General features: G+C 45.1%; 9 protein-coding genes. All 9 read left to right on the plus strand.

All coding sequences use genetic code 11. The annotated features are described in order from the left end of the window. The first annotated feature begins 20 nt into the window (after positions 1–20). The 9 genes from secD (at position 21) to ACWB0I_RS02555 (ending at position 12,936) form a co-directional block, all read left to right on the plus strand. On the plus strand, positions 21–1,898 hold the full coding sequence (gene secD, locus ACWB0I_RS02515; RefSeq protein ID WP_479386458.1) for a protein translocase subunit SecD: 1,878 nt from the start codon (positions 21–23) through the stop codon (positions 1,896–1,898). A 36-nt stretch (positions 1,899–1,934) separates the two neighbouring features. After that, on the plus strand, positions 1,935–2,828 hold the full coding sequence (gene secF / locus ACWB0I_RS02520; RefSeq protein ID WP_479386459.1) for a protein translocase subunit SecF: 894 nt from the start codon (positions 1,935–1,937) through the stop codon (positions 2,826–2,828). A 21-nt stretch (positions 2,829–2,849) separates the two neighbouring features. Further along, the gene (locus ACWB0I_RS02525; protein WP_479386460.1) at positions 2,850–3,197 is read left to right on the plus strand and encodes an STAS domain-containing protein; all 348 of its coding nucleotides are present in this window, start codon (positions 2,850–2,852) and stop codon (positions 3,195–3,197) included. 109 nt (positions 3,198–3,306) lie between these two features. Then, complete coding sequence (locus tag ACWB0I_RS02530) at positions 3,307–4,209, plus strand: metallophosphoesterase (protein WP_479386461.1); 903 nt, start codon at positions 3,307–3,309, stop codon at positions 4,207–4,209. Positions 4,210–4,355: 146 nt separating this feature from the next. Continuing rightward, on the plus strand, positions 4,356–4,661 hold the full coding sequence (gene pheA / locus ACWB0I_RS02535; protein WP_479386462.1) for a chorismate mutase: 306 nt from the start codon (positions 4,356–4,358) through the stop codon (positions 4,659–4,661). Beyond that, positions 4,651–5,670: an endolytic transglycosylase MltG gene (gene mltG, locus ACWB0I_RS02540; RefSeq protein ID WP_479386463.1), complete on the plus strand. Its 1,020-nt coding sequence runs from the start codon at positions 4,651–4,653 to the stop codon at positions 5,668–5,670. The genes pheA and mltG overlap by 11 nt, the downstream gene beginning before the upstream one ends. Positions 5,671–5,685: 15 nt before the next feature. Beyond that, entirely contained in the window at positions 5,686–7,911 is a 2,226-nt protein-coding gene (locus tag ACWB0I_RS02545) for an ATP-dependent helicase (RefSeq protein WP_479386464.1), read from the plus strand. A gap of 21 nt (positions 7,912–7,932) precedes the next feature. Further along, positions 7,933–11,565, plus strand: a complete 3,633-nt coding sequence (locus ACWB0I_RS02550) for a tetratricopeptide repeat protein (protein ID WP_479386465.1) — start codon at positions 7,933–7,935, stop codon at positions 11,563–11,565. Between the two features lie 9 nt (positions 11,566–11,574). After that, entirely contained in the window at positions 11,575–12,936 is a 1,362-nt protein-coding gene (locus ACWB0I_RS02555; protein WP_479386466.1) for a tetratricopeptide repeat protein, read from the plus strand. Positions 12,937–14,144 lie beyond the last annotated feature (1,208 nt).

Raw genomic sequence — 14,144 nt, forward strand, 5'->3', positions numbered from 1 at the left:
GCAGGAGGTAAATACGCTTAATGAAGAGCAAGACACGAAACCGATTTTTTATCATTGCCGCTGTTCTACTGCTTGCCGCTTATTTTCTGTATCCCACCATCAAATTTGGTATGATGAGTGAAGCCGAAAAAGAGAAGCTAAAAGTAGAGAATCAGAAAAAGTTTTTTGAGCTAAAATCCAAAGCCATCAACCTGGGCCTTGATTTACAAGGCGGCATGCATGTTGTTTTAGAAGTGGATGTTAAAGAGTTGTTAAAACGTCTGGCCAAAAATGTGGATGACGTTTTTAATAGTTCTTTAATAGAAACAGAAAAACGCGTTGCAAAGAGCGACGAAGATTTTCTGGCAGTTTTTGATGAACTGTTACAGAAGAAGGGCAGCAATATTACCCGGTATTACTACAGCCCTGACCATCGTACGCGGGACGATGTGTTGAAATATCTGCGTAAGCAGATCGATGAGTCCGTGGATCGGGCTTTGGAAATTTTGCGTAACCGTGTGGATGAGTTTGGTGTAAGCGAACCAACCATTCAAAAAGTAGGCGATCGACGCATTATTGTTGAGCTGGCCGGCGTTACGGATCCAGTGCGTGTGCGTAAACTTATTGGTCGTACCGCGCAGTTAGAATTCAAGTTGCTGGAAGACAATGTTGTCAGTTCTAAAGTGGCCGAAAAGATTAACGCCTTTATTCAGTCGAAAATTAATCCCTACGACAGTACACAGGCAGAAAGTCAGGACACATCCAAATCAGAAGAAGAAGCCATTTCGCTGGACAAGATGTTTTCCGGTGATTCAACTGCAGAACAGCAGGTGGCCGCCAAAAAAGATAGCAACGCTTACCTGTTTGAAGAAGGCTTGTTCTTTTTGAATCCACGCGATAAACAGACTTTTCTGGTGCCGGTGGACAAGCAAAACAAATTCCAGAAAATTTTAGAGCTGCCCGAAGTGCAACGAATTATTGCCGAAGAGGCCACAGGCGCAGAATTTCTCTGGGGTTCCAAACCGGTTTACAATGGGCAGTACATGCCCCTGTACCTAGTGCGAAAAAATGTGGAGCTAACCGGAGAAACCATTACCGATGCCAATCCCCAGCGCAGCCACGATCCCTCTTCTTTCAGCCAGTACGAGGTTTCGCTCACCCTGAATGACGCTGGCGCCCGTACCTTTGCCCGTGTGACCGGGGCTAATGTGGGCAAACGGTTGGCCATCGTTCTGGATCACAAAGTGTATCTGGCGCCTGAAATCAGAGTGAAAATCACCAACGGGCGTGCGGTTATTACCGGGCTGGACAAAATTGAAGAAGCCCAGGATTTGAGTATTGTGCTCAAGGCTGGCGCGCTCCCAGCTCCGGTCAAATTTATGGAAGAGCGCACGGTCGGGCCTTCTCTGGGACAGGATTCCATTAAAGCCGGTACTTTTTCGGCCATTATGGGGCTGATTGTGGTAATGATTTTTATGATCATTTACTACAAACTGTCCGGTATTGTGGCCGACCTGGCCCTGGTGCTGAACATTGTCTTTATTATGGCCGTCATGGCTTACTTCCATGCGACCTTAACCCTGCCGGGTATTGCCGGTATTATTTTGACCATCGGTATGGCCGTGGATGCCAATGTTCTGATTTTTGAAAGAGTTCGTGAAGAATTGGAAAAAGGCAAAACCGTCCGAGCTTCCATTGATGTTGGTTACGGAAAAGCCTTTATCACCATCCTTGATGCTAATGTAACCACATTTATTGCCGGCCTGGTGTTGTACACCTATGGCTCAGGCCCTATTCAAGGCTTTGCCTTAACGTTGATGATTGGTATTGTTTCCAGTTTATTTACGGCTATTGTTGTCACACGCGTTATCTATGATTACGTTCTGGAAACGCGGTCGGTTAAACGTTTGAGTATTTAATGTGGTTGAACTGGATTAACAGGAGAAAGAAGAACCATGCGATTTTTTGGTAAAACAAACATTCAATTTATTAAAATAAGAAAATTGGCTTATACCTTAAGTTTAAGTCTTATTGCCATATCGATTATCTCTATAATATTACACGGCGGGCCGCGTTACAATATCGATTTTACAGGCGGCACGCTGGTGCAACTCAAATTTGAAAAGCCCATCGAAATTCAGCGGGTGCGTTCGGCTATTGCCCAGCAGGGGTTTGGCGACGCGGAAATCAAGCATTTTGGGGCGCCCAACGAAGTTGTTATCCGCGTCGGAATCAATGAATCAGGGGAAGAGGCCTCTACTGTTATTGAACGATTAATCAAGGAGAAGATCCCTGATAATCCTTACATCGTTGAACGGGTGGAAAAAGTAGGGCCCAAAATCGGGCATGAACTGGTGTTGGACGCCATTAAGGCCATTTTGTGGTCTATGATTTTAATCCTCCTTTATGTAATGTGGCGTTTCGAATTCAAATATTCAGTTGGCGCCATTGCCGCCTTAGCCCACGATGTTACGATTACGCTGGGTATCTTTTCGGTTTTCAATATCGAAATTTCGGCGCCCATCATTGCGGCTTTATTGACGATTGTTGGTTATTCGTTGAACGATACCATCGTGGTGTATGACCGTATCCGTGAAAATTTGAGAACGTTAAAACGAGGCAGCAAAGAATTGCCAACAGTAGTTAATCGTAGTATTAACGAAACATTAAGCAGAACAGTGATTACCTCTGGCACAACGTTAATGGTAGTAGTTGTGTTGTACTTTTTTGGCGGAGAAGTGTTGCGTACCTTTGCCTTTGCACTGATTGTAGGTATCGTGGTCGGTACGTACTCTTCCATTTTTGTGGCCAGTCCAATCCTGGTAGATTGGAAATGGCAAAAAGCATAATCAAATTGAAAAGGATGATGGATGCAAATTAATACCCAAGAAGCGGATGGCATCGTAATCCTGCAATTGAGTGGCAAAATCATGGGCGGCCCGGAAGCCGGACAGGTTAATGATCGCATCCATGAATTGATTGAGGCCGGAAAACGAAAACTGGTCATTGATATGGGCGGCCTGGAATTGATGAATAGTTCCGGCCTTGGCATATTTATCAGCGCCGTAAACACTTTGCAAAATAATGATGGCCGGCTGGTCATGATCCATGTACCGCCACGCATTCAACAGTTGTTTCAAATGACCAGATTGAGCAGCGTTTTTACTATAACCGAAGAACTGGAACAGGCCCTGGAAATCTTGCAAGGAAAACACTGAGACCGATTTGCGATGCCTGGCCAGCGATGAATGATCCGGGAAGTGAAAGCCATTCGTTTAGAGTAAAGTTCCCTGGTTTTAACAGAAGACAGGGAACTTTTAATTGCCTATGAGACACCCTGTAAAATTACATTTGAAAATCCTTTTTTTTATCGTTCTTTTATTGATCCTGCCATGGGTTCTGTTGGCGCAGAGCGATTCTTTACAATTTATTTACCTGGCCAACATAAATGCCAATTACGAAAATTGTCGGTGTGGCGCCAATCCTCTGGGCGGTCTTGACCGGATTGCTTATTTGGTTAAAAAAATCCGGGAAAAGAATCCTGACGTTGTGGTGCTCGATGGCGGTGATTTCTTAAATTCTTATGTTTTTGACGAATTGAATACATTGATTATCACAATCTACAAACAGCTAAAACCGGCAATCCTGGTACCTGCAGATCAGGAAATGCAGGCGGGCAATGAAACCGTGATCAGAGCGCTGGAACAGGCCACTTTCCCCTTGCTTGCTTCGAATTTTGACTTTAAACCTTTGACGGCCAGAGACGTGCATTACCTTTCAGCAAAGCAGACCAGAATGGCCATCCTCAGTTTTCTGAACATAAGCAGCTTTAACTATCTGAAAGCGCAGCCCGGGCTCACGTTTAACCAGGAAAAATTCCGGCGTGTCTATCAGGCAGCGCTGCAGTCCTCCGATTTTCAGATGGCCGTCTTTCATGGAGAAGCGTCAGGTTTAGCGTCCTTTGCCCAAAAATACCCGCAAATCGACCTGATTCTTCTGGCCCACAGCCAAGCGCTGCAGGATCGTCTGGATTCACATCCCCTAGTGATCAGCGCCGGCGCAGATGGGGAATATGTAACGGTTTTTACCTTACATTTTAGGAATCACCATTTCAGGCGTATTGCTTTGCGAAAAATACCGATTACGTTAAAAATTCCCGTTGACCGGCAAATGGAGTCATTCATTCAAAAATTCAAGACAGACCAGCTAAACAACAATGCGCTTCATTAACAGGCGCTGATTGTCTGTTGTAGGCACGATGTCGCTTGCTAAATGTTTTCTGAATTTCGGCCGATAATTCCATTGAAAAAGATTGGATTTTAATGGGCATTTCCTCTAATTTAAAGAACGGGAAACTTGTCAATTGGAGAAGGCGCTTGCAGAAAGAATTAGAGCAAATTGCCCGCTTAAGAGAAAAAATCGATGAAATAGATCGTCAGATGGTGCGCTTGATTAATCTGAGGGCCCAATACGCAGACCAGATTGGTGATATCAAGCGTAAATTGGGCTGGCCTGTTTACGTGCCGGAACGGGAAGAACAGGTGATTCAGAATGTGAAAGCCAGTAATCCGGGGCCGCTTTCTGCGGAAGCCATCGGTCGCATTTACGAACGTATTATTGATGAATCCCGGCGTCTGGAACGTGAAGAGATGGAACGTAAGCAAGTGAAAAATGAAAAATAAGTACAAAGCCATTATTATCGTTGTCTTTTTGTTGCCATTATTGGTTTACGACGTGATTAAATATTTTACGTTGCCGGAAAAATTGGATAGCAGGCAACCTACGGTGGAAATTACTATCCCCAGAGGGGCCAGCCTGCAACAGGTGGCAGACACTCTGGAAAAAAAAGGAATTATCCGCAACGCACCGGTTTTTGTGCTTTGGGCCAGAGGATTGGGAATCGAGAACAAGATTCCTTCAGGGACCTTCCAGATTCCCAAAAATTTGAACTACGCGCAACTGGCCAATTATTTGAGCCATGTAAAACCGGAGTTTCTGTCGGTGACCTTAATCGAAGGTTGGACCACAGAAAAAATTTTAGATACCTTAAGCCAGACCTTAAACCTGGACCGCAAACGACTGGATTCCCTGGCCAGAGATTCGCTTTTTTTAAGTCAGTTTGGTATTCCGGCCAAATCGGTGACCGGCTATTTACTACCTGACACCTACGTTTTTGCAGCAGGCGTTAGCGAGGAACAGGTGTTGCGCTTCCTAATCGAGCAGACGCTAAAAATTTTTGAAGCGGACAGTGTGAAGCAAAAAATGCAAGAATTGGGGATGAACCGTGATCAGGTATTGACCCTGGCTTCTATTGTGGAAGGCGAAGCCATGGTGGATGCAGAACGCCCCATCATTGCATCGGTCTATTTAAACCGTTTACGACGCGGAATGAAATTGCAGGCCGATCCAACCATTCAGTTTTTGTTGCCCGATGGACCCAGAAGATTGACCTACAAAGATCTGCAAATCGATTCGCCGTACAATACCTATTTGTATCGCGGCCTGCCTCCGGGTCCCATTAATAATCCGGGTAAGGCCTCCATTCTGGCAACTCTATTTGCAGCCAAAACAAATTATTTATATTTTGTGGCCAGGGGCGATGGCACCCATGTTTTTACGGCCAGTGCGCGCGAGCATTTGAGGGCCAAGCAAAAACTGAACAAATTGAGAAAAAAAATCTATGGATATTGAGGGGAAAATGGATTAATGGAAGATTTTTTAAAGGATTTAAACGACGTACAAAAGCAGGCAGTAATGGCTACGGAAGGCCCTGTTTTGATCATTGCCGGAGCGGGCAGCGGTAAAACCAGAACCCTGACTTACCGCATTGCCTATTTGATTAAGAAGCAAATCGCCAAACCTTCGGAGATTTTGGCGGTTACCTTTACCAATAAAGCAGCCCGCGAAATGAAAGAGCGTCTGCAAATGCTTTTGGGTAGCCAGGTTATTCCCCTCTGGATGGGCACCTTCCACAGCGTTTGTGCCCGCATTCTAAGAATCGAAGCCGAAAACATTGGCCTGTCGCGCAATTTTACCATCTACGATGTGGACGATGCCGTCAGAGCCCTGAGAAAAATTCTTTCTTCCAGGGGACTTTCCCCGCAAAAATACAATCCCAAGGTAGTGCAGAATCGAATCTCCCGTCTTAAAAATCAATTCATCCTGCCCGAAAATCTGCTGGAGCAGGAATTCGATGACGAATACGATCAGATCGTGGCCGAGGTGTACCAGGCTTATCAGAATTTTCTTAAGCAGAATCATGCTCTCGATTTTGATGATTTGCTGATTCGTCCCATTCAGGTTTTCGACGAACATCCGGAGATAAAAGCCAAATACAACGACAAGTTTCGTTACATTCTGGTGGACGAGTATCAGGACACCAATCATGCTCAGTATTTGTTGTTGAAGCGTCTGCTTAATTCGCAGAAAAATCTCTGCGTGGTGGGCGATGAAGATCAATCCATTTATGGCTGGCGGGGCGCAGATATTTCCAATATTCTGAATTTCAATCGCGATTTCCCCGAAGCTAAAGTTTTTAAACTGGAAGAAAATTACCGGTCGCACAGTAATATTTTAAAGGCCGCCAATGCCGTGGTTCAAAATAATAAGGCACGCCTGGGCAAGAGCCTGTGGACCAAAAAAGGCGATGGTCCGAAAATTAAATTGATCATTGCAGAAGATGAGATCGATGAAGCGCGCAAAGTAGTGGAAATCATCCATGATGAGATGTACACGCACAAGCGCAGTTTTAAAGATATCGCGATCTTGTACCGAACCAATGCCCAGAGCCGTGCTCTGGAAGATCAGCTGCGGCGCAATGCCATTTCTTACAATATCATTGGCGGCGTTAAATTCTACGACAGGAAAGAGATCAAAGATGTTCTGGCCTATTTAAAGGTCCTGGTCAATCCAGCGGACAGTGTGGCCCTGCGCCGAATTATCAACTTTCCGCTACGGGGCATCGGCGAAACCACGGTTAATAAAATCGAACGCTTTGCTGAAATGGAAAAAATAACGTTGTTCGATGCCCTGGGACGTGTGGATGAAGTGGCTAACATCTCTGCGGCCATGGGCGGCCGGGTAAAACAGTTTTACGACATGATCCGCAAATTCATGGCCCTGAAGGATGAACTGTATGCCGTGGAACTGGCCTCCACCCTTGTTTCCGAAACCGGTATCATGCACCATTACCAAACTGAATATGACCAGTACGAGAGCGAAAGCCGAATCGAAAACATCAAGGAACTGTTCGCAACCATGGACCAGTTTGCCCGCGAACGGCAACAGGAGAACCGAGAGTCGGACCTGGCGGCTTTTCTGGAAGAAGTCAGTTTACTCACCGACATCGACACCTGGAATGAAACCTCCAATGCCGTTACTTTAATGACCCTTCATTCTGCCAAGGGACTGGAGTTTCCCGTGGTTTGCATTACTGGCCTGGAAATGGGCTTAATGCCCCTGCAACGCTCTTCTGCCGATCTGGAGGAACTGGAAGAAGAGCGTCGTCTGTTCTACGTTGGGATGACGCGGGCCATGGAAAGCCTTTACCTGACTTACGCCAATCGACGTCGGCGGTACAATGCCGGAACATTTAATACACCTTCTGTGTTTTTAGATGAAATTCCTGCAGAGCTCATTGAATATCGCACTAAGTCGGCAGGAACGCGATTTTCAGGTTCCAAAAAGAGAAAAAAGACTGCCAGAAAGGCCAAACTGGAAGCCTACTTTCACAATCACGATGAGAACCAGGATCAGCGCGATGAATTTTTTGTGGGCCAGAAAGTGTACCATGAAACCTTTGGCAAAGGGCAGATCATTCAGTTAGAAGGTAGTGGGGACAAAATGAAAATTACCGTCCATTTTTTCAGAGACAACATCAATAAAAAATTAATCAAAAAATTTGCCAATCTTTCGCCGCTGGATGAGGAGTAAATAAAAGCAGAGCATCTATTTATGAAAAAGTTTTTTTTAAGTTTAATAATTATCTCTTTTACTTTACATTTTGCGGTAGCTCAGAACAGAGAGAGCGATGATTTTTCCTATCCGCTGAAACTCTACGAGCAAGAATTCTACGATCTGGCCGCTCAGCAGTTCATTAAATTTTACACTACCTACCCGCAGAGTGAAAAGGCCGACGATGCCCGATATTACGCCGGTCTTTCTCTTTACAAAATTAAGGCCTACCAAAAAGCCCGAGCGGAGTTTCAGGCCCTGGCCCTGGAATTTCCTAAAAGCCCGTTTGCTGCAGAGGCCTGGTTCTACGTAGGCGATTGCGCAGAAAAATTGGGCGATTTTCCCGATGCCGTCAAAGCCTATGAATCACTGCGTGTATTGTATCCCAAAGATACGCGTGCCCCAAGGGCTACTTACAAAGCGGCTGTGATCAATCTGAACCGTTTGAACGTTTTGTCCAAAGCAGGGCAGCTATTAAATCTGATTATTGAACGGTATCCCGATTCCAAAGAATATTTCCCGGCGCTGGTAAAAAAGGCCGTGGTAAGCCTGCGCACCGGACAGATCAACGACGCGCGCTCCATGTTACAAAAGGCCTTTGCCGTTCAGGAAAAAGCGGACAGTATTTTAGCTGAAGCCTATCTGGTTCAGGGGAAAATTAACCTTACGTTGGGACTGGTGGACAAAGCGCAACAGGATTTTCGGCAGGCTATCCAGCTCTACCCGGATAGTTGGGTTGCCGCCCGGGCCGCTTTGCATTTGAGTAATATTCTGATACAAAGTGAAGAATATCAACCGGCCATCGCTTTACTGGAAAAACAAATTGCCACGGCTCAGGACAAAACGATTAAAAGTAAGCTACTCTATGTTTTAGGCGATGTCTATTACCTGGCCCAGAATTTCAATAAAGCGCAGCTCAGCTACCAGGCGGTCACCGACGCGGATGATTCTCTGCGTTTTATTATTCAACTCAAACGGGCCCTGAGCTTTCAAAAACAAAATTTTATTTCAGAAGCGGCCGACCTGTTTAAAAAGACCCTGCAGGATAAAACATTTGAACACCAGGCCATGTACCAGAAAGCGGTCGATTATTACATCGCCTTTCTGGAGCAAAATCGCTATTTTCAGCAGGCGGCTTCTTTTATTTACCAGAAATTGACAGCAGAAAAGACGATCACTGAAAAGGCGCGATTAATCGTACACCTAATTCAAATACTGGCCCAAAAACAGCAATGGGTCGAATTGATCAATATCAGTCAACCTTTTATCCTGGCCCCTGAACCCTTTCCGGAAAAGGACGATCTCATGTTTTATTTTGCTCTGGCCAAGGAAAATACCGGCGATTATGAACAGGCGGCCTATTATTTCAATAAGCTCATTCAGGAATTTCAGGCTTCTGAATACGTTTCGCAGGCGCAAAAGCATTTACGCTTTTTACAGGATTTTAAAATCGTAAAATCGGATCTGGCGCTCAATCATCTGGCCGATTTATTGAGCGTTTCTTTCCAGACTTCCGCGCAAAAGAGAGCCGACTTACTCTTTGAACTGGGCAAATTGTATTTTTACGATTTAAAGAATTACGCTCGGGCGGAAGATAATTTTCGCAAAGCCTTGGAGGCTGGCGCAACGCGGGTTGGCGATCTGTATTATTATTTAGGCAAAACCTACCTTAAGCAGTTTGATTACCAGACGTTTTTGGGGAAGGACGCGGGCGCACTGATGCAGCAGGCCAATGCATTTTTTAAAAAGGCCGTGGAAAACGCCACCACCTGTAAACACCAGGATGAAAGCGCCTACTTATTAGTGCGCACTGCATTGACGCCGGATTCCAGTAAAATTGAAACAGAAAAACGCTTCATCGAGGCCTTACTGGCAAAATATCCAGACAGTCCTTTAAAAGAAGAGTGGTTGCGCACCCTGGCTATTGATCTGGCCTTTGACTCCTCCATGTCTGCTCAGAGTTTGCAATACTTTCGGATATTAATCGACCAGTTCAGACAATCGCCGCAATACCCGCAATATTTGCTCCACTATGCGCGCCTGCTGCAGGAGAACAATCCACAGGACGCCCTGCAAATCTACCGCCAGATTGTTGATGGCTTTATGTTTACGAATGAGGCGGCCCAGGCCATGATAGACCTTATCGATCTTTACATGGAACAGGCCCATTACGAGGAGGCCATTGACCTCTTCGAACAGTATCAAAGCTATTTTTATTATGCCTCCAATCTGGAGACGCTCAAACAGCAGATGGGCGAGGCTTATCTGAAGGCCGGACAGTACGAGCGGGCCATTGCCTTCTATTCGGCCAATATCAATACGCCATTTCTGAATGATTTTATTTTATTACGAGCCTTTGAAGATCAACATATTCTGAAGAATATTTTTTTACTGGCTGAAGCGTTACGCCTCAACAATCAGTCCCAACAGGCCTTGTATTATTACAAACTGTACCTGCTGGTAGAACCGCACGGAGCGTATGCCGATCAGGCGCACTTTAATGCCGGAGAAATCTTATTTAAAAATGGTAAATACTATCTGGCCAGAGAGAACTTTAAAGCGGTAAGCGATGCCAATCTGCAACTATTTACCCAGGCTGTACGCGAGGCCGGGAACATCTATTTTCTGGAAAGGGATTATGCCAATGCAGCTGCTTTTTATCAAAAGGTTTTAAAAACAGTCAGCGATCCGGAACTCAAAGCGACCATCGAACAAAAATATATTTTGTCCTTAATCCGAAAAGGGGACATCGCCCAGGCCGAAAAGTTGATTGACATTTACAAGAAACAGTACAAGAACCGGCCCAATGCGCTGGCTCAGTTTTACATTGAATTGGGCAATTATCAGCGATTACAAAAAAACTTTAAGCGCGCCGAAAAATATTTTAACCTGGTCAAAAAGAAATACAAAAAGTCAGATTTTGTCGATGACGCCGCCTATTTTACTGCGCTAATTTTGATTACTCAGAATAAACACAAGCAGGCTCTGGAGATTTTAACCAAATTCCCCGAAAAATACCCGCAGAGCGATCAGTTGCCTGGGGTGTACAATACGTTAGGCACCCTCTATTTTCGCTCAGAGAAATATGACAATGCCATCACCATGTTCAAGAAGGCATTGGAATTTTGTCAGGACTGCCCCATGCAGGCCAATATTATGTCCAACCTGATCAAGGTCTATTCTTTAACCGGTTTCTGGGATGCGGCGCAGGCCATGGCCAGAAGTTATTTACGAAAGTTTCCTGAGGCCAAAGATCGCCTGGACAAAAAGATCATTATTGCCCGGGCTTACATTAATCTAAACCAATTCCAGAATGCGGTCGATTATCTGAAATCAATCAAAGCCGAAGCCGATGCCGAGCGTGAGCCAGAAATTCAATTTTACATTGGCGAGGCTTTACTGCGGGCCGGACAGTACGAAGAGGCCATCGCCGAATTCGTCAAGATTCCCCTGCTGTCCAAAAAGACCAAATTGCAGTGGGAAGCCAGCGCTTTGTACTATTCGGGGCAGTGCTACGAAAAACTGGGACGCATTGATGACGCCATTCGCATGTACAAAGAAATCATTAAGCGTCCAGGAATTGATTTAGTTTTGAAAAAAGATGCCGAAAAACGTATCAAACAGATACAGTGAGGAGCGGCCATGTTTAAAATTAATCTCATGATCGTTGTCATATTTATTTCAGCTACCTTGTTTTCCTGTTCAGGATCCAAAAAAGAAGTCAGCGGCAGCGTCGGCAGCAGTGCCGTGGCCGAAGATGCCCGAATTCAGGCCAAAATCAAGGAACTGCAGGAGAAGATCAAAAAAAATCCAAACACTATGGATTATCGCGAGCAATTGGCGGATGTGTTGTTCGAGAATGGACACACACTGGAATCCATGAAAGTGCTGGAAGAGGCCTTAAAAATTGATCCCCACAATGCCGAGGTACAGTACAAGTATGGCGATTTTGCCCTGAAGAGCGGCGATAAGCGCCGGGCCTACATCGCATTTAAAGCTGTGCTCAACGGACCCGAAGCCGATGCGTATCTGGATCGCATTGCCCCTTATTTTGTCGATGCCTTTAATGTAACCCCCGTTGTCCAGAGCGAAGCCAACGAGGCCTTTGGCTCTTTTTCGCCGGACGGTAATCAAATTATCTACCAATCCGATGAACAGGACAACTGGGATTTGTTCATTCTGGATTTGACCACCGGCGAGAAAAAACAGATTACCAATACCCCGGCCCATGAAGAAAATCCCTCGTTTTCGCCCGATGGCCGACACATCGTTTATACCTCTACGGCGGATGACCACCGTGATGTGGATTTCAGCCAGAAATTGCGTGATATTTACGTAATGGACCTGAGCACTGGTGAAAGCGAAAACTTAACGCAAAATGGCTCTGATGACTGGCGACCGAGATATTCATTCTCCGGCGATTTCATCGTCTTTGTTTCGCAAAGAAACGATTTGCGGGACATTCCTTTTTATGAAATGTTCAGCGATATCTTCATCATGCAGAGCAATGGTCGCTTCCAGTTAGCCCTGACCAGAGATGAATTTAATGATGGCAGCCCATGCCTGATGCCCGGCAGCACCGATGAACAGGGCGATGTCATTTTTGATTCCGATCGAAACGGCGCTTATGCCATCTACAAAATGGATATTCGTACCAAAGAGATTTCGCAATTAACGCACAATCCCGATGTCAATGATGTGGCGCCTGATGTTTCCGCTTCGGGAGATAAAATAACCTTCTTTTCCGATCGTGACGGCAATTACGAAATCTATTTGATGAACAATGATGGCTCGGCACAGCAAAGACTTACCTCCAATCCTGCTGAGGATCTGAATCCTGTTTTTTCGCCGGACGGAAATAAAATTCTGTTTCACTCCAACCGTAGCGGCAATTACGATCTGTTTCTGCTGGATTTAACACAATCTGCCTCTCAAATTACAGCCAGCGAAGTGCTCTCGCGAATCGATCATGCCTTGCAGATTATCGAAGCCGAAAGCGAATAGGGGGGCGTCAAAGTTGATGTAATGGCGATTGGGGAAAGTGCCGGGAATAATCGTCCGCCCCTGCGCTTTCCCAAACCGCAGTTTTTTGTGGCCAGCATTTCCAACCTCAGTTCGCTGGACAACAACTCCTGTTCCAGAATGTAATGCTTTTCTCTGTCTTCTTTTAAAGAAACTACTTACTCAGGAGCGCGCCAATGTTTAAGAAAATTTTAAAACATTGCTAACTTCCTATGATCGTTACGATTTCTTTTTAAAACGATTCCCAGAGTTCAGCAAAATGTATATTTTAAGGTCATTTTGAGGATTCCCGACAATCGGGAAGTTTTGTTTTTGTTAAGAAGGCTTCCTTCGTAAGATCCTGCTAATAAGTGTGAAAAAACGTTTTTGCTGTTTAAATGGTTAAAACAGGATAAAAGAATGCGATCTGGCGGACTAAAATAGGAAACCGTTTTAACGGTTTACACAACTTAACATGAAATTAAATTCTCTGTTGTTGGAAGTTTTCAACACACCGTAATGCCGAATTCCAGCCCTGGCAAGTGAAAGAATCTATTGCTGCCTTTGTCACGGGAAAAGTGTAAAGCTTAAAGATTTAGCAATTCGCCTTTTACACGTCCTGCACAAAATATCAGTGCTACAAGAACGGTGAGGCTGTTCAGTTAGAAAGTCCCGCAGGGACGAAATGCTTGTAGCCCACCGCGTCAGCGGTGGGTAAAGCAAAACACAAAAAACATGGATCGTCATGTAAGGACGAAATAGGAAACCGTTACAAATAAACATTAATAGAACTCCCGTTTGAGTAGGTTTTAAATACCCCGTAATGCCCAATCTCTGTTCTGCTGGCAGAGAAATCTTTTGTTGTCATTCCTCGAAAAAAAAGTGTAACAGTTTGTATTTTAGAATACTCCACTTAAAATATCTAAGGCAGCAAAGCCGCAACCAAAAAACTTCCTTGGGGATTTAAACAACCACAGAGAGCACAGGGAAGTATTTTTAAATTAAAAATTACGAATTACGAATTAATTTGCGAAGGGGCAACTTATGCCCAGGCGGTGAGGAACCGTGCCGGCATGTCATTCTGATCCCGCTTCAGACGTAACTCGAGCTTCAGCTCGAGACTTTTATAAGGTCGAAAGACAATCAGTGAGGCTTCGTGCCATGCGTCATTCCAAATCCCGATCCTCGGGGACATTCCAGTCTGGCAGGCG

It is taken from the genome of Caldithrix sp. (assembly GCF_056497305.1).